Source organism: Pseudomonas sp. NPDC087803, from assembly GCF_044742995.1.
GTDB lineage: Bacteria > Pseudomonadota > Gammaproteobacteria > Pseudomonadales > Pseudomonadaceae > Aquipseudomonas.
In genome coordinates this window covers 12370-33425 of sequence record NZ_JBIUVO010000041.1, presented here as the reverse complement: position 1 = coordinate 33425, position 21056 = coordinate 12370, and the positions used below count along the sequence as shown (strand labels likewise).

The following is a 21056-nucleotide window of genomic DNA, read 5'->3' as shown; positions in this document are numbered from 1 at the left end:
CCGTTGAGAGGCACCAACCTGGGCTGCAAGGCGACCATTAGCAGCGACACCCAACTGGGTCTGAACTTCGCCTACATGCTGACCAACAACATCGGCATCGAGCTGCTGGCCGCCTCGCCGTTCGAGCATGACGTGAAAATCAAAGGCACCGCGCTGCCAGCCGCCAACGGCAAACTCGGTACCCTGAAACACCTGCCGCCGACCCTCAGCGTCGTGTACTACCCACTGGATGCGAAATCGCCGTTCCAGCCGTACATCGGCGGCGGCATCAACTACACCTGGATCTATGACGAACACGTCGGCAGCGAAGCCCAGTCCAACGGCTTCGGCAACTTCAAGGCGAAAAACTCCTGGGGCCTGGCCTGGCAGGTCGGCGCTGACTACATGCTGACTGACAACATCATGCTCAACGCCCAGGTACGCTACATCGACATCGACACCCGCGCGACGGTCGAGAACAACGCCGTGGCGCCGGGCACTCGCGCCAAGGTGAATGTGGATGTCGATCCATTTGTGTACATGGTAGGTCTGGGCTACAAGTTCTAAGCAACAGTCGAACATTCGCGTGGTGGTGAATGAGGCTTTGGGTGAGCAGGCTCAGAACTGACGACGATCACTTCGTGATCGATCGGGGATAAATCCCCTCGCCACAGGATTAGCGACAAATTCCGGCCGTGAAAAAGGCGCCTGTGAAAAGGCGCCTTTTTCATGTCTGCGATAAACCTACTTGCCGAGCAACCGCGCCAGCCCCACACGCATCGGCGTCGGCTCTGGCAGCTGGAAGCGTTGCAGCAACCGCGCGTTGTTCGCCCGCGAATGGCGAATGTCGCCGGAGCGCGCCGGGCCGTAGCTGACCGGGGGCAACTCGCCGACCACTTCCTCAAGCGCCTGCAGCATCTGCTTGAGGTTCATGGCCTGATTCCAGCCGACGTTCATCGCCCCCACGTCCACTTCAGGCTTGTCGAGCGCTTGCACCAGCACGTCGACCAGATCCTCGACATAGAGGAAATCACGGGTCTGCTCGCCATCGCCGAACACGGTGATCGGCAGGCCTTTCTGCGCCCGCTCGCTGAAGATGCTGATGACCCCGGAGTACGGCGAGGACGGATCCTGGCGTGGGCCGAAGATGTTGAAGAAGCGGAAGATCACCGGTTCCAGACCGTGCTGGCGACGGTAGAAATCGAAGTAGTGCTCGCCGGCCAGTTTGTCCGAGGCGTACGGCGTCAGCGGGGCTTTTGGCGTGTCTTCGTCGATCGACTGGCCTTCACCGTTGTTGCCGTATACCGCGGCGCTCGACGCATAGAGCACGCGCTTGACCCCGGCCTGGCGCATGGCTTCGCAGACATTCAGGGTGCCGATGAAATTGCTCTGGTGGGTCTTCACCGGATCGTCCACCGAGGCCTGCACCGAGGCCACCGCCGCCAGATGCGCGACGGCGCTGCAGCCTTGCATGGCCTGCGCAACCAACGCGGCGTCGGCAACGTCACCGACGATCAGTTCGACCTGCGGATTGTCCAGCGGCAGGTTGGCGCGTTTGCCGGTCGACAGATCATCGAGAATCCGCACCGAATGGCCGCTGGCGAGCAACGCATCCGTCAGGTGCGAGCCGATGAAACCGGCGCCGCCGGTGATTAAAACAGGGCCTTCAGCCATGACGATAAAACCTATCCAGTAAAGCCGGGAGCCCGGCGCGCCAGGCGCGGGGCTTGATCCCGAAAGTGTGCAGAATTTTCTTGCAGGCGAGCACCGCGTGTTGCGGCTCCTCGGCGGCGTCCGGGCTCGCGGCATGAGCCTGAGCGGTCGGCGCTTCGATCGCCAGCGGATGCAGGCTGCGCGCTTCGGTCAGAATCGCCTGACCGAGTGCCAGCGGCGTGGTCGCCTCGTGGCCGGCGTAATGGTAAGTGCCCCACAGCGGCGCCGCGCAGTCGAGTTGCTTGAGCACCGAAATGATCACCCGTGCCGCGTCATCCACCGGGGTCGGATTGCCCCGGCGATCATCGGCCATGAGCAATTCGTCCGGTTGTTCGGCGCGGGCGAGGAAGCGCCCGAGGGTGCCTTCAGGACTGTCATCGAGCAGCCAGCCGAAGCGCAGCAGCACGTGTTGCGGGCAGGTGGCGCGAACGCTTTGCTCGATGCGCCACAGCGCCTGACCGCGCAGGCCCAGCGGCACCGGCTCGTCCTTTTCGCTGTAGGCGGTCGCCCGCGAACCGTCGAACACTCGATAGCTGGAGGGCTGCACGAGAATGATGTTGTGGTGCTGGCACAGTTCGGCCAGTCGCTCGATGGCGCGTTCCTGCCCGGCCAGACGGCTTTCGCTGACAGTCTCGGCCTGGAACCAGTCGAAATAGTAGGCGAGGTTGATCAACGCATCCGGACGCGTGTCGTCGAGCAGTTGCGTCAGGCTCGCGGCATCCCAGCCGTCTTCTGGCGGGCGGGGGGCGAGGAAACCGATGTCTTCTTCCGCACCGAGGCGAATCAGCGCCTGCCCAAGGGCATTTCCGCCGCCCAGTAACATAAGGCGCATTCGCATAGAGTCAGCAGGCCCAGTCTGATTGGAACGATGGCTTTAGCGACGGTGCTGGTGACACCGCCGTCGATAATTGCCGGAATCGTTGCATTTTGCGGGTTTAGTGCGCAACCGTCACCCGTAAAGTGTAGATCGCCGGGAATTGTGCTGAATCCACTGGCCCCATCGCGAGCAGGCTCACTCCTACAGTTGACCGCATTCCCCTGTAGGAGTGAGCCTGCTCGCGATAAAGCCCTGTCAGCCACTGGAAATCCCCAGCGGTACTTGCAACTTGCCGCCCCCACCCGCATAACTTAAACCATGAATCTGCCCATCCCCAAGGACGCGGCCCTAGCAGGCTTTCACCCCGCCGTCAGCGCCTGGTTCAGCAGCACCTTCCCGACGGTCACCGCCGCCCAGGCCCGCGCATGGCCGTTGATCCGCCAGCGCCGCTCGACGCTGATCGCCGCGCCCACCGGCTCCGGTAAAACCCTCACCGCGTTTCTCGCGGTGCTTGACGACCTCGTCCACCGTGGCCTGGAAAACCCCGACGGCCTGCCGGACGAAACCCTGGTGGTCTACGTTTCACCGCTCAAGGCTTTATCCAACGACATCCGCATCAACCTGCAGAATCCGCTGGCCGGAATCACCGAGCAGTTGCGCCAGTTGGGCCTGCCCGAACTGCAGATCACCACGGCGGTGCGCACCGGCGATACTCCGCAGAAAGACCGCGCCGCCATGCGCAAGAACGCGCCGCACATTCTGGTGACCACCCCGGAATCACTGTACGTGCTGCTGGGTTCCGAATCCGGACGCAAAATGCTCGGCAGCACGCGCACGGTGATCATCGACGAGATCCACGCCATCGCGGCCGGCAAACGCGGCAGTCATCTGGCGCTGAGCCTTGAGCGACTGCAGGCGCTGTGTGCCGAACCATTGACCCGCATCGGTCTGTCGGCCACGCAAAAACCCATCGACGCCGTGGCGCGGTTTCTGGTCGGCACCGATCGCCCCTGCGAGATCATCGACATCGGCCACGCCCGGCCACGGGATCTGGGCATCGAAGTGCCGCCGGTGCCGTTGTCGGCAGTGATGGCCAACGATGTCTGGGAATTGGTCTACGACCGGCTCGCCGAACTGGCCCGCGAGCATCGCACCACGCTGATTTTCGTCAACACCCGACGCTTGGCCGAGCGTTTGAGCCGACACCTGAGTGAACGGCTGGGCAAACAGGCGGTGGCCGCGCATCACGGCAGTCTGGCCAAGGAATTCCGCCTCGACGCCGAACAGCGGCTCAAGCGCGGCGAGCTGCAAGTGCTGATCGCCACGGCGTCGCTGGAATTGGGCATTGATATCGGTGAAGTCGATCTGGTCTGCCAGATCGCCTCGCCGCGTTCGATTGCCGGGTTTCTGCAAAGAGTGGGTCGCTCCGGGCACCAGGTCGGCGGCACGCCCAAGGGCCGCTTGTTCGCCACCAGCCGCGACGACCTGATCGAATGCGCCGCCCTGCTCGACTGCGTGCGCCGTGGCGAGCTCGACACCCTGCACATCCCCGAGGCGCCACTGGATGTGCTGGCGCAGCAGATCATCGCCGAGGTCAGTTGCCGGGAATGGGCGGAAGATGCGCTGCTGGCGCTGTTGCGCAAAGCTTCGCCGTACCGCGATCTCGACGAAAAACACTATCAGGCGCTGCTGACCATGCTCGCCGAAGGCTATAACGGTCGTCAGGGCATCCGCAGCGCCTACCTGCACCGCGACGCCGTCAGCCGCACCTTGCGTGGCCGCCGTGGCGCGCAACTGACCGCCGTGACCAGTGGAGGCACCATCCCCGACAACGCCGACTACAACGTGTTGCTGGAGCCGCAGGGCCTGAGCATCGGCAGCGTCAACGAAGACTTTGCCGTGGAAAGCATTGCTGGCGACGTGTTCCAGCTCGGCAATACCTCCTATCGCATCCTGCGGGTGGAAACCGGCAAGGTGCGGGTCGAAGATGCCCAAGGCCAGCCGCCGACCATTCCGTTCTGGCTCGGCGAAGCGCCGGGGCGCAGCGATGAATTGTCGGCGGCGGTGGCGCGCCTGCAAGCGACCCTCGACGACCTGCTCGGCACCAGCCCTGGTGATTTGCAACCGGCGCTCGACTGGCTGATCGCAACCCTCGGTCTGAACCGCGCCAGCGCCGAACAACTGATCGAATACCTCGCCCGCGCACGCCAGACGCTCGGCGCCCTGCCCTCGCAGGACACGCTGCTGATGGAGCGGTTTTTCGACGAGTCCGGCGGCACCCAGTTGATCATCCATTCACCGTTCGGCAGCCGCATCAATCGCGCCTGGGGCCTGGCGCTGCGCAAGCGTTTCTGCCGCACCTTCAACTTCGAGTTGCAGGCCGCCGCCAGCGAAGACTCGATTGTCCTGTCGCTGTCCACCAGCCACAGTTTTGAACTGGATGACGTCTGGCGCTACCTGCACAGCAACAGCGCGGAGCACATCCTGATTCAGGCGATTCTCGACGCGCCGTTGTTCGGCGTGCGCTGGCGCTGGAATGCCGGGGTGGCACTGGCCTTGCCGCGTTTTACCGGCGGGCGCAAAGTCGCGCCGCAGTTGCAGCGGATGAAAAGCGAAGACCTGATTGCCAGCGTGTTTCCCGATCAGATCGCCTGCCTGGAAAACCTCGCCGGCGAGCGGGAAATTCCCCAGCATCCACTGGTGGAACAGACCCTCGACGATTGCCTGCACGAGGCCATGGACAGCGACGGCTGGCTCACTCTGCTGCGGCGCATGGAGCGTGGCGAGGTGCGGTTGATCAGCCGCGATCTGCCGGCGCCTTCACCGCTGGCGGCAGAAATTCTCAGCGCGCGGCCGTACGCCTTTCTCGACGATGCACCGCTGGAAGAACGCCGCACCCAAGCGGTGATCAACCGGCGCTGGAGCGATCCGCAATCCACCGATGATCTCGGTGCGCTGGACGCCGACGCCATCAACGCAGTGCGCGAGGAAGCCTGGCCGACGCCGGCGAATGTCGATGAAATGCACGAGGCGTTGATGAGCCTGGCCTGCATCAGCGACCTTGAAGTTCAGGCTGGCGAACACTGGCGCGAATGGCTTGACGCGCTGACTGCGAGCGGTCGCGCCTGCCGCTTGGCCGCTGCGCCAGTAACGGCAAAAGAAAAGCTTCGCGAGCAGGCTCGCTCCCACATTCAACCGCGTTCCGCCAGTTGGAACACAGTCAACTGTGGGAGCGAGCCTGCTCGCGAAGACGGCCTCACAGTCACTACACATCCACAGCCTGGCTCGTTGTGGCTGGCGCGCGAGCGCCTGAAGTGTCTGCAAGCGCTGTATCCACAGGCCACGTTGCAACCGCCGCAAGCAGCGCTGCCCGGGTTCGATGATATCTGGACGTTCGATGACGCATTGATCGAAGTGATCCGCGCCCGACTCGGCGCCTTCGGTCCGCTGCCGTTAGCCGCCATTGCCGAACCACTCGCGTTGCCGATACCGCAGGTCAGTCAGGCCCTCGCGCAACTGGAGCGCGAGGGTTATGTGCTGCGCGGTCATTTCACTCCCGGCGTAGCGGTTGAAGAATGGTGCGAACGGCATCTGCTGGCGCGCATTCATCGCTACACGGTCAAGCGTTTGCGCCGGGAAATCGAGCCGGTGGCGTTGCAGGATTTCATGCGTTTTCTGTTCGACTGGCAGCACCTGTCCCCCGCTACGCGCGGTCAGGGCAGCGCGGTGTTGCCGGCGATTGTCGGTCAGTTCGAAGGTTACCCGGCAGCGGCTTCGGCATGGGACAGCGACCTTCTCCCGGCGCGCCTGAAAGACTATTCGCCGAGCTGGCTGGATGACCTGTGCCGCAACGGCAAACTGGTGTGGACCCGGCTCAGCGCCCGACAGAAAGTCAGCGGCACGGCGCTGCGCAGTACGCCGATTGTGCTGTTGCCGCGCAGTCAGGTCGGGTTGTGGAGTGCGCTGGCCGAGCAGACGCCGGTCAGCGAACTGTCAGCGAAAACGCAAAAGGTTTATGAGGCGCTGAGTCAGCACGGCGCGCTGTTTTTCGATGAGCTGATTCACGAAGCGCACCTGCTGCGCACTGAGCTTGAAATCGCCTTGCAGGAGCTGGTCGGCGCCGGCCTGGTGAATGCCGACAGCTTCGCCGGTTTGCGCGCCCTGATCACCCCGGCGAGCAAGCGCCAGCAACGCAGCAGTCGTCGCGGGCGCGGCGCGTTTGTCGGCGGCATGGACGATGCCGGACGCTGGGCGTTGTTGCGCCGAGGGCCGCTCGTCGAGAACAGCCAGAGCGCTTCGCCGGAAACCCTCGAACATGTCGCCATGACCTTGCTGCGCCGCTACGGCGTGGTGTTCTGGCGTCTGCTGGAGCGCGAGGCGGACTGGCTGCCGAGCTGGCGCGAATTGCTGCGCACCTTTCATCGGCTGGAGGCCCGTGGCGAGATTCGCGGCGGGCGCTTTGTCAGCGGTCTGGCGGGGGAACAGTTTGCCTTGCCCGAGGCGATTCCGTTGCTGCGCGAAGTACGGCGGCGGCCGCATGACGGCAGTTTGATCGCGGTATGCGGGGTTGATCCGTTGAACCTGGCCGGGACGTTGTTGCCGGGGGCGAAAGTGCCGGCGTTGGCGAGTAATCGGTTGCTGTATCGCGATGGCCTGCCGGTTGCTGCCGAGATTGCCGGCAAGCAGGTTTTCTGGACTGAGCTGGATCAGGTGGCCATGGAGCAGGTGCGCAGCAAGCTGATCTGGCACTGATGTCGATTGTTTTGGCGCTATCGCGAGCAGGCTCACTCCTACAGGGGCACGCATTCCAATTGTAGGAGTGAGCCTGCTCGCGATGAGGCCGGTATTACCAACACCAAATCTGAACCTAAGTCCGCGACTTCTGCGGCACCTCACTCGCCACCAACTCCCCTTCATCCTGCCGCTTGGGCAACAAAACCTGCTGTGGATAAGTCTGCGCGAAATGCACCTCGGGACTGTTATCCACAAGCTTTTTCAAACGCTGATTGAACGCCCGGCTCACCGCATACTGCCCACCCGACACGGTACGGAACTGCGCCGTCAGCACCACGCCGTTCAGGTCCATCCGGTCCACGCCAAATACATCCAGCGGCCCTTGCAGGTTGTACTTGAGGAATGGGTCTTCGCGGATTGAATCGCCGGTCTCGCGGATCAACTCGATAGCCTTGTCGACATCGGTGTCGTAGGTGAACTGCACCGAGAAAAACGCGTAGGCGAACTGGCGTGACTGGTTGGTCACTGCCTTGATCTGGCCGAACGGCACCGAGTGCACGAAACCCTTGCCGTCACGCAGGCGCAGGGTGCGTATGGTCAGGCCCTCGACCGTACCGGCATGCCCGGACTCGAGCACTACCCAGTCGCCGATCGACAGCGTGTCTTCAATGATGATGAACAGCCCGGTGATCACGTCCTGCACCAGTTGCTGCGAACCGAAACCGATGGCCAGACCGACCACCCCGGCACCGGCCAACAGTGGCGCGACGTTGATCCCGAGGTTGGCCATGGTGGTGATCGCGCAGATCACCACCAGGATGATTTTGATCGCGTTGCGCAGCAGCGGCAGGATGGTTTTCACCCGGGTGCTGGGCTGGCGCGAGGAGCGTTTGCTCAACGGTGGTTTCAGCGCTTCCTGAATCGCCGTGTCGAGCACCACCCACAACAGCCACGTGACGAGGAAGATCAGGCCGATGCTGCTCAACGCATTGCTGATCGCCCGTCCGACCGTGCTGCTCTGGGCAAAATCGAGCAGCGAAACGCCCCAGATCCGCCCGAGGATGTCGATGAAGGCAATTGCAATGACGATCCGCAGCAGCGCATGCAACAGGCTGAGGAAGCGTTCTTTGTAGGCGCTGCTGCGCTGGATCGCCTCGGCTTTTCGCGACTTGAACAAATGCTGGAGGATGGTGCTGAGGAACACCGTGCCGATCAGCAGCACCGTGGTGAACAATGCGCAGCGCAGGGCTTTCTGGTTGTCCTCGCCGATGCCGATCAGATTGACCGCCGAGACCAGCACCATCAACACGATCGGCCAGTACCAGAGCCCGGAAAAAATTCGCAGCGACTCCTGCAATGACGGCTGTTTCAGACGCTGCGCCAGCGGTCGGTTGCGGATCAGGTGTGCCACTGGCCGGCGCAGGCGAATCACCAGCAGACCGAAGATGATCGAGGCGATCAGCCCGGTGAACACCGCGACGCTGCTGGTGATGTTGCCGCCCAACTGGCGGGCGATCTGCGGGCTGGTCAGCGCGTCGCTGAGGGCGGCGAGGAAGCCGATCAGAAATAGCGGTTTCGGACAGTAGTCGCGGATGATCCGCGCGGCGGGCCGTTTATGGCCGACGTTGAACATCACCACCACGCACAACAGCATCGAGGTGGAGAAAATCCCGCTGCTGGTGGCGTAGGCAAAACACAGCGCCAGCGCCCGGCCGATCGAGGCTTGCAGAAAGTGGCTGACGTACAGCGTCAGCGGCAGACAGATCAGCGCCGGCAGCGTGTACGGCAGCAAGTAACCCACCAGGTCCTGACTGCGCTGGCGGGTACGCAGCCAACGGCCCTGAGTCAACCGCCTGGCCAGCAGGCTGCCGAGCACGGTCAGCAGCGCAAAAGTGCCGAGCCACACGCCGGACAACATCAGGAAATCCCCGGCGACGCTCCAGCCGGACCGGTTCGACGGCTGGTTGACCAGTTTGTCGACCTCATCCGCCGCGCGATCGGCGCGCAGGCGCCAGGCGTCGACCAAGTGCTCGTTGAGATCGAGTTTGTCCTGCACGTCGTCGATGCTCGAACTGATCGCGCCGAGCAGACCACCCTGCACGATCGGCTCGGATTTGGCCGGTTCTTCAGCGGCGGCCGGAACCCCCGGCAGCGCGGCGGCTTGCACCATCTGGCCGCCGCTCAACAGCAGTGCCCCCAGCAAAACAGCGACCCTGAACTTGATCAAAACTCCGATCCCTCTTGGCTGAACCTGTAAAGAACTGATCGGTGAATGGCGGACAAGTTCGGTTTTTGCCTCAATAACCCATGAACCCACAGCATTTGCTTGTGGCGAGGGGATTTATCCCCGATCGGCTGCGCAGCAGTCGTAACCATCTGCTTCCAACCCTTTGGAACCGGTTGGGGTTGCTTCGCACTCCATCGGGGATAAATCCCCTCACCACAGTGTTCACAGCGGTGTCTGGATATTTGCGCCAGCAGCAAATATCAAATGCCCAACGTCGTATTTTTCCGCACAACCCAAACCCCGACACTGCGCTCCATTCAAACCTCTACCGGAGTGCTGTCATGCCCATTGCCTTGCTCGCGCTGACCCTCAGCGCATTCGCCATCGGGACGACCGAGTTCGTCATCGTTGGTCTGTTACCCACCATTGGCGCCGATCTCGGCGTCAGCCTGCCGTCCGCCGGGCTGCTGGTCAGCCTCTATGCGTTGGGCGTTGCCATTGGCGCGCCGGTGCTGACCGCCCTCACCGGCAAAGTCCCGCGCAAACTGTTGCTGCTGTCGCTGATGGTGCTGTTCACCCTCGGCAACCTGCTGGCGTGGATGGCGCCGAGTTACGAATCGCTGGTGCTGGCGCGGATCGTTACCGGGCTGGCGCATGGGGTGTTCTTCTCCATCGGCTCGACCATTGCCACCAGCCTGGTGCCCAAGGAAAAAGCCGCCAGTGCGATTGCGATCATGTTCACCGGCCTCACCGTGGCGTTGGTCACCGGCGTACCGCTGGGCACTTTCATTGGTCAGCATTTCGGCTGGCGCGAAACCTTCCTCGCCGTCTCGGCGCTGGGTGTGATCGCCTTCATCGGCAGCCTGCTGTATGTGCCGAACAACATCGCCCACAGCAAACCGGCGTCCCTGGTGCAACAACTGCAAGTGCTGAAGCAACCGCGTCTGTTGCTGGTGTACGCCATGACTGCGATCGGTTACGGCGGCTCGTTCATCGCCTTCACCTTCCTCGCGCCGATCCTTCAGGACATCTCCGGCTTCAGCGCCGGCACTGTCAGTCTGGTGTTGCTGGTGTACGGCGTGTCGGTGGCGGTCGGCAACATCTGGGGCGGTAAACTGGCGGACAAACGCGGGCCGATCAGCGCCCTGAAAATCATCTTTGCCCTGCTCGCCGCCGTGCTGTTCGTACTGACTTTCACCGCCGGCAATCCATGGCTGGCGCTGGCCACGGTGCTGGTGTGGGGCGCGGTGGCGTTCGGCAACGTGCCGGGGCTGCAAGTGTATGTGGTGCGTCAGGCTGAACATCACACACCGCAGGCCGTGGACGTGGCATCGGGGCTGAACATCGCTGCGTTCAACCTCGGGATTGCCGGCGGTGCGTGGGGCGGTGGCCTCATCGTCGAGCATCTGGGCCTGATTCATACGGCGTGGATCGGTGGTCTGGTGGTGCTGGTGGCGCTGGCACTCACCGCGTGGAGTGGGCGACTGGACCGGCTCGGTCCGGTCTATGCTGAAAGCACTTCGCGGGTTGTCACCGGCCACTGATCAAATATCTGTCTCAATGATATCCCTCTGTAGGAGCTGCCGAAGGCTGCGATCTTTTGATGTTGCTTTTCAAGATCAAAAGATCGCAGCCTTCGGCAGCTCCTACAGGGATCGTTAGCAATCTCAGGGATGTACCGTCCGTAACGCCATCGAAACTTTCCCGAACCGCCCACAGTCATCAACAGACACAGGCTGTAAGAGGGCTGACAACGGGAGGGCGACATGGCAACGATTCACATCGGTATTTCCGGCTGGCGCTACGCTCCGTGGCGCGGGGATTTCTACCCGAAGGGACTGACGCAGAAGCGCGAATTGCAGTTCGCTTCACGGGCAGTCAACAGCATCGAAATCAATGGATCGTTCTACGCCCTGCAACGGCCCGAACGCTACGCGCAGTGGTACGCCGAAACGCCCGACGACTTTGTGTTCAGCGTCAAGGCGCCGCGCTTCATCACCCACGTCCGGCGCTTGCGCGAGATCGAAAAACCGCTGGCAAATTTCTTTGCCTCCGGGGTGCTGGAACTCAAGGAAAAGCTCGGGCCGATCCTCTGGCAGTTTCCGCCAAACTTCAAATTCGACCCCGAGCGCTTCGAACACTTCCTCTCATTGTTGCCCCACGATACCGAGGCCGCTGCCGCCCTCGCCCTCCAGCACGACTCGCACCTGCACGGCCACGCCAGCCTCAAAGCCTGGCGCAAGAAACCGCTGCGCCATGCCGTGGAAGTGCGCAACGACAGCTTCATCGACCCCGACTTCGTGCGTTTGTTGAAACGCTACAACACCGCCCTGGTGATCGCCGACACCGCCGGCAAATGGCCGTATCGCGAAGACATCACCAGCGACTTCGTTTACCTGCGGCTGCACGGCACCGAAGAACTGTACGCCAGCGGCTACACTGACTCCGCGCTCAAAAACTGGGCCGAACGCATCGACGCCTGGCATCACGGTCGACAGCCAAGCGATGCGCATCTGATCGCGCCGCGCCTCAAGCCGCGGGCGCGCAAATCCCGCGAAGTGTTCTGCTATTTCGACAACGACATCAAAGTCCGCGCGCCCTACGACGCACGCAGTTTGCTCGAGCGTTTTGAGCTGGATAAAACGCTCGCCACCACCCCCGGCGAACCGGCGGCCGAAGGGGTGCTGGCATGAGTATTCCAGAGCCGGTCGGGTTCACCGACGAGCAGACCAGTGTCGAAGTGTCGGTGCGCCGCTTCACCGTGCTGACGGTCAACACGCACAAAGGCTTCACCGCACTCAATCGCCGTTTCATCCTTCCGGAGTTGCGCGAAGCGGTGCGCAGTGTGGCCGCCGACGTGGTGTTTCTGCAGGAAGTCCACGGCACCCACGAACACCATCCCAAGCGCTACAGCAACTGGCCGACGATGCCGCAATACGAATTCCTCGCCGACAGCCTGTGGCCGCAGTTCGCCTATGGGCGCAACGCGGTGTACCCGGAAGGCGATCACGGCAATGCGTTGCTGTCGAAATTCCAGATCATCCGCCACGACAACCTCGACGTCTCGATCAGCGGCCACGAAAGCCGCGGTCTGCTGCATTGCGTGCTGCGCCTGCCCGGCGACGGCGTCGAGGTACATGCGATCTGCGTGCATCTGGGCCTGCACGAAAGCCATCGCAATGCGCAATTGAAGCTGCTCGGCGAGCGTCTGGCGGAGTTGCCGGGTGACGCGCCGGTGATCGTCGCCGGTGACTTCAATGACTGGCGCCAGCGCGCCGATGCGCTGCTCGAACCCTGCGGCCTGCGCGAGGTGTTCGCCGAGCATCACGGCAAACCGGCGCGCAGCTTTCCGGCGCGCCTGCCGATGCTGCGGCTCGATCGTATTTACGTACGCAACCTCAAGGCCAGCCAGCCGAAAGTCCTGGCCAACCGGCCTTGGTCACACCTTTCCGACCACGCCCCGTTATCGGTGGAGATCGAACTATGAGCAGCGCACCGCTGGAGAAATCCGCCGTGGAACCGATCAGCATCAACCCGCCGGTGCGCGAGCCCGGGCATGTCGATGTCGAGTACGGCTGGCAGGGCAACAACCGCGTCGAGTTGCTGGAAAACGGCGAGGAATATTTCCCTCGGGTATTCGACGCCATGCGTGCGGCGAAGAGTGAAATTCTGCTGGAGACCTTCATCGTTTTCGAAGACAAGGTTGGCGCCGAGTTGCAGCAGATTCTGATCGACGCCGCCCGGCGCGGCGTGCGCACCACGGTCAGTCTCGATGGCTTCGGCTGTGGAGAGTTGACCACCGGTTATCTCACGGCATTGAGCGATGCCGGCGTGCATTTGCAAATGTTCGATCCGGCGCCCAAACACCTGGGTTTTCGCACCAACTGGTTCCGCCGCCTGCACCGCAAGATCGTGGTGGTCGACGGACTGATTGCGTTCATTGGCGGGATCAACTTTTCCGGCGATCACCTGGCCGATTTCGGCCCCGAGGCGAAACAGGATTATGCCGTGCAGATTCAGGGGCCGGCGGTCGCCGACATTCATCATTTCGCCCTGCTGCAAAGCGGTCGCCCGGGGCGCGCGCGGTTCTGGTGGCAGCGTCGCCGCCAGCGCCGCGCGGACATGGCTTTCAACGATCACGACGGTCAGGTACGTCTGGTGTTCCGTGACAACGATCAGCACCACACCGACATCGAAGACGTGTATCTGCACGCATTGCGCCGGGCCAAACGTCGGGTGGTGATCGCCAACGCCTATTTCTTCCCCGGCTATCGCCTGCTGCGCGAGATCCGCAATGCCGCGCGCCGTGGCGTCGAGGTGCGGCTGATCCTGCAAGGCCAACCGGACATGCTGGTGGCGAAACTGGCGGCGCGCATGACCTACGACTACCTGCTCAAGGCCGGCGTGCAGATCCACGAATATTGCCAGCGCCCACTGCACGGCAAAGTCGCCTTGGTGGATGAGGAATGGAGCACCGTCGGCTCGAGCAATCTCGACCCGCTGAGCCTGTCGCTGAACCTCGAAGCCAACGTGCTGATCCGCGACCGCGCGTTCAATCAGCATTTGTTCCAGCGCCTCGAAGACCTGAGCCAGAACCACTGCAAGGCCATGGATGCCGACATGTCCCCGCGCGGGCGGATCTGGCACATGACCGTAGGGTTTCTGGTGTTTCACTTCCTGCGGCATTTCCCGTCGATGGCCGGTTGGTTGCCGGCGCACAAACCGCGGCTCAAGCCGTTTCGGGGGCGCACCTCATGAGCCATTCCCACGCACACTCGGCGCCAGCGACTCACTCTCGATGGAGTCGCTGGAAGCGCCCGCTGACGCTGCTGTTTTTCCTCGCGCTGATCGTGTTGCTGACGATGTTCGCCACCCGCATCGAATGGGCGGAAGTCCTGCAAACCCTGGCCGATTTCAAGGTGCGCACGCTGATCATCGCCGCCAGCCTGACCCTGCTGAGCTTTCTCACCTACGCCAGTTTCGACCTGATCGGGCGCACCTACATTCGTCAGGACCTGACCTGGAAACAGATCCTGCCGGTGGGGATCATCAGCTATGCGTTCAACCTCAATCTCAGTGCCTGGGTCGGCGGGATTGCCATGCGCTATCGCCTGTATTCGCGGCTCGGGGTCAGCAAAGGCAACATCGCCAAGATCCTCGGTCTGAGCCTGGCGACCAACTGGTTCGGCTACATGACGATTGCCGGCGCGGTGTTCAGCAGTGGTCTGGTGAGCATGCCGCCGGGCTGGAAAATCAGCAGCGATGCGTTGCAGGGCATCGGCGTGCTACTGCTGCTGTTGAGCGCTGGCTACCTCGCCGCGTGCCAGTTCTCGAAACGCCGCGAGTGGTCGATTCGCGGGGTGGAAATCAACCTGCCGTCACTGCGCATGGCCGTGCTGCAATTGCTGCTCGGCGCATTGAACTGGTCGCTGATGGCTGCGGTGATTTTCACTCTGCTGCCGGGCAAACTGGATTATCCGCTGGTGCTCGGCGTGCTGTTGATCAGTGCGATTGCCGGGGTCATCACGCACATTCCGGCGGGGCTCGGAGTGCTGGAAGCGGTGTTCGTCGCGCTGCTGCAGCACGAGGCTTCGCGGGGCAGTCTGGTGGCGGGGTTGCTGGCGTATCGGGCGATTTATTTTCTGCTGCCGTTGTTGATTACGGTGGTGATGTATTTGTTGGTGGAGGCCAAGGCCAAGGCGCTGCGGATCGAGAAGAAGCCGTCCTGATTTCGCTGTGAAACTGAAAAGGCTATCGCGAGCAGGCTCACTCCTACAGGGGGAGCGCATTTCAAATTGTAGGAGTGAGCCTGCTCGCGATGGCGTCCGAAAGGACAGCGCAGATCATGTCGACTGAATGATGCTCAACCGCTCACCCACCACCATCTCGGTAATCCAGTCCACCAGAATCGAGGTATAGGCCTGCTGCGAAACCGGTTCGCTCAAGGCATGGTCGGCGCCGTCGATGATCCGGTGCGTCAGCGAGTGCGTCTGCTGGCACGCCGCGCGGTAACTCATGATCGTTGCGTGGGGCACGTAGTCGTCGGTTTCCGATTCCACCAGCAACACATCCCCGGTGAATTGCGCACAGGCGTGCAGCGCACGGTTACTGTCGGCCCGGACCAGCGTCGCCCGATAATCCCGCAGGTCAGCCTTGTCCAGATCACGCTTGGGCGTGTGCCATTGCTCGTCGCGATACAGCGCCGGCACTCGCAGCGCCAGCCAGCGCACCGGGCGCAACGAGGTAAGGATCGAAGCGAGGTAACCGCCGTAACTGGTGCCGACCACCGCGATCGCCGAAGTGTCGAGCGCCGGATGCGCCAGCAGGCGATCGTAGGCGGCGAGCAGGTCGCGCAGGTTGTCCTCGCGCGTGACCCGGGTCAGCGGAATGCCGGTGCCACCGGTGTGCCCGCGCAGGTCGAAGGTCAGGCAGACGCAGCCCAGACCGGCGATGCCCTTGGCGCGCTCCAGGTCGCGCTCCTGGCTCCCGCCCCAGCCGTGCACAAACAACACGCCGGGGACTTTCGATTTGGGGCTGAGAAATGTCCCGCTCATTTGTTCGTCATCAATGTCGATCTGAATGCTTTCGCTTCTAGCCGTCATAGGATTTGACCGTTACGTATTTGAGAAGGAAGTCGCTGTTCTCCGCTGGCCCGCGATAGATTTCGATGGCGTCGGCCGGCAGGGTCTGATCGTTATAGGTCTCCACCGTCGACACGCGGATCGCCGGCATCTGTGGATCGTTGACGAAGCTTTGCAGCGCGGCCAGTTCCGCACTGCTGGCACCACCCATGCGCCACGATTGTTCGAGCACCCCGCTGCGCGGTTTGCCCTTGCTGTCCAGGCCTTGAGCGATGTCGTAGTTGCGACGCGAGGCATAGAAACCCGGGTAGGCCTCGTCTGCCGCCCGGTCAAAAATCTGCGCCTGCTCGATGGCCAGGCGCACATCGCCCGGCAAGTCCAGCGCCAGCAGCTCCGCGTAACCGCCCTGCACCACCAGCAGATTCGAACCGCCGTAGACGTCTTCGTCATGGGCATCCTTGGTCAAGTATTGATCACCGCAGTAGCTCAGCACTTTGTCGCCGATGAATGACTGGCCGACACTGTGGGTGAAGACCTTGCTCAAGTCCTGCTCCAGCACAACCCCGTCGCGGAACAACGCTGCCGCATCTGCACGAGCGAGCACTTCATCGAACGCGTCGAGACTGTTGATAACTTCCTGACCGCGACCGGCACAGGCGTGAATCGGCTTCAGGCGGATCGGGCCTTCATTCAGCAGGTGCTCGGCGGCGGGCCGCGCATCTTCCACGGCAAACACCGTCAGGCCATCGAGCACCACATCGCGCACGCGCTCGGAGAACAGCGGCGCCCAGCCTTGCGGCGCGTGGGCGAGATGACTGCGCAGACCGTGGCTGATGGCTTTGGTGCAGATGAAATCGTGTTCGACGAATCCGCCCCACAAGTCCTGTGCGCCTTTGATGCCCAGTGACTGCGCTTGTTTGGCGCCGACTATGGTTTGCGTGGGCAACCAATAAAGATCGCGACCACGGTGCCTTTCAGGGTCGAAACTTCCACCAAACTTGAGCCCGAGAATTTGCGCCAGCCAACGCGCCAGCGCCTTGTTGGTCTGCACTTCATGTTGCGGCGCCCCGGCACGAACCGAATGGGCGACGACCATTTTCCTGCTCGACATTGGGGTCATGCATCCCCCTTCAAGCGATTCGATGAATGTGATGGGGACAAGTGCAGAGATCAGGCCAATCGCTTAACACAGGGAATACACAATGAATCAACCACTTGGAAGACAGATGATGGCATCGGGCCTGTTTCAATCTGCACGAGTGCTCGCCCATCCCCGGCAAATTGCACGAACATCCCGATCTATCGCGGACTGACTTCTTTCCAGATCGCATCGAACATGACGCAACGCTGGATGATGGCCTGACGCCCAGTCTGTAGCGCCATCGACTTTGCCTCGGAATTCTGCTGAGTCAGTCGCTCCAGAATTCCCAGCATGGTAATAGCGTGATCCTCATCCTCGTCGATGTGCAGGCGAAAAAATTCAAGACCTTGTTCACTGACATTCAATCTCTCCAGTGCCACCAGAATCGGCTTGTAGATCAGCGGCACAATGGCTTCAGCTCCCAGGCATAGCGCAGCAAGGCCCTCGACCGGGTTTTCACTGCGGCAGAATTTCATGATGCACTGGGTAAAATCCACGGTCTGAAGCAACGGCGACTCAGCCTGGGCATGGGTACCGATAGTCCTCAAGGACCTTTGAAACAACTCGGCATGCGTTAGCTTGTTGTCACCATCAATGCCCAACTCCTCCTGCATGTTTGCCAGCAGCAACTTGATGTCGCCGAGGGACTCAAGACGATTGATGATCGCGCAAAGAAAGCGGGTAAAGTTTCGCGAGTAATAATGATGCTGGACCAGAAAATAACGCATACCTTTCAAAGAAACATGACCCTCTTGCATCGCCAACAACAGATCATGATTTACCAATCTATCTAACGCTTCAGCGTCAAGCCATTTATCCCACAATGTACCACCGGTAATGGACTTAATGACCTGCTCCACATTTCCGCTATAAACCGCTTTATCCGCTTCCAAGTTTAAATTCCTTTTATTTTTTTCATCAGCCATCCAGCCGACCAAAATTTGCTAATTACTGAGAGTCAGCAAAAAACTCCAACATCAATTACAGACACAGTACTGTTTTTATTGGACGTCGCTATAAATGATCGGACGCTCAGATCTGGCCAGAAAGTAGGCACATAAAGAAGCGAAGATGATGCACAGACCGCCTGAGGCGAGAATCAGAGCGCTGCTTGAGAAATGCAGTAAGAGCCATCCGCTGAGCAGACTCGCCGGCGGAATCGCCAGATAGGCGATGAGTCGGGTAACACCGACCGTTCGCCCCAGAATCCTTTGCGGGACTACCTGCTGGCGATAGGTGAAAAACGCGATGACCACCACCGACTGACAACTGGTAGAAAGCGCCCAAAGTGCCGACAGTGACCATGGATCCGTGGCCAGAGCCCCCGTCAACGTGAACATCCCGGCCAGTAGACAGCTGCGCCTGATGAGCACCCCGGCGGGAAAGCGTTTCACAAGAAGCGCGCCGGTAATGGATCCGGCGACGGCACCTGCACCAATAAGCCCGTAGTAATAGCCGACATCACTCAAAGGCACAGCAAGGAGCGTGGTGTAGACGTAGATCAGGCTGGCACCGATCAAGGCGAATCCGAAATTGCAGAAAAAGAACAGCAAGACAAACGAACACAGCTCTCGATGCCGGATGACATACAGCAGCCCGGCTTTGATTTCCGTGAGCACCCGTGTGGTAGCGGGCAGAGGCCTGCCTGGCTCTTTCAGCAAATAGCAAAGCGGCAGGGAGAGCGCAAAGCCCAAAATGCAGCCGATGAGAACGCGCTCCTTGGTACTGAAGGCCAGCAGCGCCGCAACACCGATTGGCGCGACGATGCGAATGATGTTGTCACTGGCATTGACGATCGCATTGAACCGGTGAAGGTTGGTGCCTTCGATCAGTGCCGGTGCAATGCTCTGGAACACCGGGTGATGGGTGGCACCGACGCTCGCCAACAGGAAGCTCAGCAGCAATAACGTAATACTCAAAGCGCCCCCGGATAGCGTGCTCACGGCGGCATAGATCAGGCATCCGATGAGAATACTGAGCAGATCACCGCCGATCAAAAATCGCCGTTTGCTATAGCGATCGCTCCACACACCGGCGAATGGGGTGACCAGAATGTACGGTGCCATAGCGGCGAAAAAGGTCAGCGACGTCCAGACAGGGGAGCGGGTCTGCTCATAGACATAAAGCGGGATCAGAAACGCGATCGCCCATGAGCAGATGGACGTGACGGCATAGGACGCCAGCAGTTTGAACATCTAGACAGTCTCCGACTGCACGCGCGACCGCTGCGAGTTCGCGAGATGCCCGCACACCGTGCAGTCCGGATTCTGTTGCCAGACCTCGGCGACGCTGACATCCAGATCGTCGAACGTGAACTCCTTGAGCTTGTTGGTCAATTGCGGCGGCTGGCAGCCAGTGAGGATCTTGACGGTTTCACTGACCATCATGCCGGCGGTGACGGCCACGAGAGTCACCAGGGCCGGCCCTGGATGCTCATAAGTGATGTCTTGCTGCTTGGCCATGGTCGAGATGCTGTTCACCAGGCTGCTTTTGCTACGCGCAGACGCCAACCAACAGGCGCCGCAGCCCGAGGTACCCGGCACCACCGAATAAAACACCGAGCGCCGTACATCGAGTCCGCCCGAGATGAAAGGCACGCCCTGCTCAACGCAGGCCTCATTCAGCCAGTCGGCCATGTAGTTGGCGGGCTTGTCGGCGACGCAAATCACAATGTCATGGCCGCGCACGACGTTGGCGATGTCGCGTGTCGACTCGAGACGAGCTTCGAGAGCGGTGACGTCGAGGTGACTGTTGAACTCCAGCAATCGGCGCCTGGCGGTTACAACCTTCGGCATCCCGACGTCGCTTTCCTTGTAAAGTATCTGCCGATTCAAGTTGCTCAGCTCAATCGTGTCAAAATCAAGGATCGTCAGGTGATGGACACCTAGCGCTACCAGATCGAACAGGATGTGGGTGCCCAGACCGCCGCAACCGAGTACGCAAACCCTGGCCGCACGAAGTTTTTCCTGGTGGCCGAACTTGTTTTCTCCCACCGCCACCATCGACCCGAAAAAGTCGATGTTGCGGGAAAACCTGATGCGATCATGGTCCGAAAGGGAGGTCACTGCAAAAGCCTCCGGACTCTCGACCAGCCGGTATTGAATCAGGTCCTGCGCAACACTCCGGATCTGGTCCTGATCCACTGCCGGATAGCGCTCTGCCACGTGGGTGATCAACTCTTCGAAAGGCTTGCGGCCATCCAGTGCCGTAACGAACTCCCAGATAGCACCATGGAGATCGGGAATTTTTGCGTATTGTCCGTTGAAGCGCAGAACAACCTGCCCTTCAAGTTTGAACGGAATAATGGTCGGCTTGAGACAAAGCTTCATATTCGAGCCTCGAAAGTTATAGAAAGTTACTGAAAGAACCAAGGCCATTACGGCCCCGGCTCTCAGTGATCAGATCAGCCGATCTGAGAATCGCCAGCGGAAGATGCTTTTTCGAAAGTCATAATGATTTCCTCAAAAGTTTAAGGGCCGGTGGTCGAAGCAGTTTTCCACCGGGGTGAAGGTGTGCACACACAAAAAACTAGAATAAGTTTTCAAGAGTGGCGAGCCCACCTTGTTTCTTAATATTACTCAGACCCGAAACACTCCCACGCCTTACGGAGAGCCGTAACTACTTCTTACAGAAACATGAATAGCTGATGTAGGAATTATCTTAAAAAGTTAAACAACAAAAATTCATACTGAAAAATGAAGTCAGTTTCAGTTGTCAGCAATAAACATCCGCGCAGATCAGCATCGCCTCCTCCCCCGAGGACAGCGTTGGCGACAAACACCTCATGGCTGCTTCGTCGCGCCGAAAAAATCTCACGCGTGAGCGATTGATGGCACTTTGAATTGGTTGTAGTGTGTCTCACGC

Annotated in this window: 15 protein-coding genes; 7 read left to right on the top strand and 8 right to left on the bottom strand. The window is 60.8% G+C overall.

Translation table 11 applies throughout. The features are described from left to right. Positions 1-546 (top strand): OmpW family protein (locus tag ACIOUG_RS18820; RefSeq protein WP_401067635.1); only part of this gene is annotated, 546 nt, incomplete at its 5' end. 177 nt (positions 547-723) lie between these two features. Here the strand turns inward: ACIOUG_RS18820 and ACIOUG_RS18815 are convergent. Both ACIOUG_RS18815 and ACIOUG_RS18810 read right to left on the bottom strand, forming a co-directional pair. After that, positions 724-1653 (bottom strand): NAD-dependent epimerase/dehydratase family protein, encoded by a 930-nt coding sequence (locus ACIOUG_RS18815; protein WP_401067633.1) that lies wholly within the window; start codon positions 1651-1653, stop codon positions 724-726. Beyond that, complete coding sequence (locus ACIOUG_RS18810) at positions 1646-2530, bottom strand: sugar nucleotide-binding protein (protein ID WP_401067630.1); 885 nt, start codon at positions 2528-2530, stop codon at positions 1646-1648. The genes ACIOUG_RS18815 and ACIOUG_RS18810 overlap by 8 nt, the downstream gene beginning before the upstream one ends. Before the next feature lie 297 nt (positions 2531-2827). Here ACIOUG_RS18810 and ACIOUG_RS18805 point away from each other — a divergent pair, with 297 nt between their 5' ends. Next, entirely contained in the window at positions 2828-7261 is a 4434-nt protein-coding gene (locus ACIOUG_RS18805) for a DEAD/DEAH box helicase (RefSeq protein ID WP_401067628.1), read from the top strand. A gap of 115 nt (positions 7262-7376) precedes the next feature. Here the strand turns inward: ACIOUG_RS18805 and ACIOUG_RS18800 are convergent, their stop codons facing one another. After that, positions 7377-9470 (bottom strand): mechanosensitive ion channel domain-containing protein, encoded by a 2094-nt coding sequence (locus ACIOUG_RS18800; RefSeq protein WP_401067626.1) that lies wholly within the window; start codon positions 9468-9470, stop codon positions 7377-7379. A 341-nt stretch (positions 9471-9811) separates the two neighbouring features. Between ACIOUG_RS18800 and ACIOUG_RS18795 the strand changes: the two genes are divergently transcribed. The 5 genes from ACIOUG_RS18795 to ACIOUG_RS18775 all read left to right on the top strand — a co-directional run bounded on the left by ACIOUG_RS18795 (position 9812) and on the right by ACIOUG_RS18775 (position 15199). Next, positions 9812-11014: an MFS transporter gene (locus ACIOUG_RS18795; RefSeq protein WP_401067623.1), complete on the top strand. Its 1203-nt coding sequence runs from the start codon at positions 9812-9814 to the stop codon at positions 11012-11014. 222 nt (positions 11015-11236) lie between these two features. Beyond that, entirely contained in the window at positions 11237-12163 is a 927-nt protein-coding gene (locus tag ACIOUG_RS18790; protein WP_401067621.1) for a DUF72 domain-containing protein, read from the top strand. Continuing rightward, a complete protein-coding gene (locus ACIOUG_RS18785; protein ID WP_401067618.1) occupies positions 12160-12957 on the top strand; it encodes an endonuclease/exonuclease/phosphatase family protein in 798 nt (265 codons plus the stop codon). Before ACIOUG_RS18790 ends, ACIOUG_RS18785 begins: the two co-directional genes overlap by 4 nt. Further along, a complete protein-coding gene (gene clsB / locus ACIOUG_RS18780) occupies positions 12954-14228 on the top strand; it encodes a cardiolipin synthase ClsB (protein ID WP_401067616.1) in 1275 nt (424 codons plus the stop codon). The genes ACIOUG_RS18785 and clsB overlap by 4 nt, the downstream gene beginning before the upstream one ends. After that, positions 14225-15199: a lysylphosphatidylglycerol synthase domain-containing protein gene (locus tag ACIOUG_RS18775; protein WP_401067613.1), complete on the top strand. Its 975-nt coding sequence runs from the start codon at positions 14225-14227 to the stop codon at positions 15197-15199. The genes clsB and ACIOUG_RS18775 overlap by 4 nt, the downstream gene beginning before the upstream one ends. Before the next feature lie 114 nt (positions 15200-15313). On the opposite strand, the gene ACIOUG_RS18770 is transcribed toward ACIOUG_RS18775, so the two are convergent. The 5 genes from ACIOUG_RS18770 to ACIOUG_RS18750 form a co-directional block, all read right to left on the bottom strand. After that, positions 15314-16072 carry an alpha/beta hydrolase family protein gene (locus ACIOUG_RS18770; protein ID WP_401067610.1) on the bottom strand — a complete coding sequence of 253 codons (759 nt, stop codon included), beginning with the start codon at positions 16070-16072 and terminating at the stop codon, positions 15314-15316. Continuing rightward, a complete protein-coding gene (locus tag ACIOUG_RS18765; protein ID WP_401067607.1) occupies positions 16062-17171 on the bottom strand; it encodes a DUF3182 family protein in 1110 nt (369 codons plus the stop codon). The genes ACIOUG_RS18770 and ACIOUG_RS18765 overlap by 11 nt, the downstream gene beginning before the upstream one ends. Positions 17172-17350: 179 nt before the next feature. Further along, complete coding sequence (locus tag ACIOUG_RS18760) at positions 17351-18118, bottom strand: TenA family transcriptional regulator (RefSeq protein WP_401067604.1); 768 nt, start codon at positions 18116-18118, stop codon at positions 17351-17353. Positions 18119-18193: 75 nt separating this feature from the next. Then, positions 18194-19387, bottom strand: a complete 1194-nt coding sequence (locus ACIOUG_RS18755) for an MFS transporter (protein ID WP_401067602.1) — start codon at positions 19385-19387, stop codon at positions 18194-18196. After that, on the bottom strand, positions 19388-20569 hold the full coding sequence (locus ACIOUG_RS18750; RefSeq protein ID WP_401067599.1) for a ThiF family adenylyltransferase: 1182 nt from the start codon (positions 20567-20569) through the stop codon (positions 19388-19390). It abuts the gene before it with no gap. Positions 20570-21056 lie beyond the last annotated feature (487 nt).

What these genes read in the sequence shown, in the direction of transcription:
- clsB (WP_401067616.1), top strand. Translation starts at nt 12,954, where the DNA reads ATGAGCAGCGCACCGCTGGAGAAATCCGCCGTGGAACCGATCAGCATC.
- ACIOUG_RS18775 (WP_401067613.1), top strand. Translation starts at nt 14,225, where the DNA reads ATGAGCCATTCCCACGCACACTCGGCGCCAGCGACTCACTCTCGATGG.
- ACIOUG_RS18815 (WP_401067633.1), bottom strand. Translation starts at nt 1,653, where the DNA reads ATGGCTGAAGGCCCTGTTTTAATCACCGGCGGCGCCGGTTTCATCGGC.
- ACIOUG_RS18770 (WP_401067610.1), bottom strand. Translation starts at nt 16,072, where the DNA reads ATGACGGCTAGAAGCGAAAGCATTCAGATCGACATTGATGACGAACAA.
- ACIOUG_RS18750 (WP_401067599.1), bottom strand. Translation starts at nt 20,569, where the DNA reads ATGGCCTTGGTTCTTTCAGTAACTTTCTATAACTTTCGAGGCTCGAAT.
- ACIOUG_RS18790 (WP_401067621.1), top strand. Translation starts at nt 11,237, where the DNA reads ATGGCAACGATTCACATCGGTATTTCCGGCTGGCGCTACGCTCCGTGG.
- ACIOUG_RS18755 (WP_401067602.1), bottom strand. Translation starts at nt 19,387, where the DNA reads ATGTTCAAACTGCTGGCGTCCTATGCCGTCACGTCCATCTGCTCATGG.
- ACIOUG_RS18810 (WP_401067630.1), bottom strand. Translation starts at nt 2,530, where the DNA reads ATGCGAATGCGCCTTATGTTACTGGGCGGCGGAAATGCCCTTGGGCAG.
- ACIOUG_RS18760 (WP_401067604.1), bottom strand. Translation starts at nt 18,118, where the DNA reads ATGGCTGATGAAAAAAATAAAAGGAATTTAAACTTGGAAGCGGATAAA.
- ACIOUG_RS18795 (WP_401067623.1), top strand. Translation starts at nt 9,812, where the DNA reads ATGCCCATTGCCTTGCTCGCGCTGACCCTCAGCGCATTCGCCATCGGG.
- ACIOUG_RS18765 (WP_401067607.1), bottom strand. Translation starts at nt 17,171, where the DNA reads ATGACCCCAATGTCGAGCAGGAAAATGGTCGTCGCCCATTCGGTTCGT.
- ACIOUG_RS18785 (WP_401067618.1), top strand. Translation starts at nt 12,160, where the DNA reads ATGAGTATTCCAGAGCCGGTCGGGTTCACCGACGAGCAGACCAGTGTC.
- ACIOUG_RS18805 (WP_401067628.1), top strand. Translation starts at nt 2,828, where the DNA reads ATGAATCTGCCCATCCCCAAGGACGCGGCCCTAGCAGGCTTTCACCCC.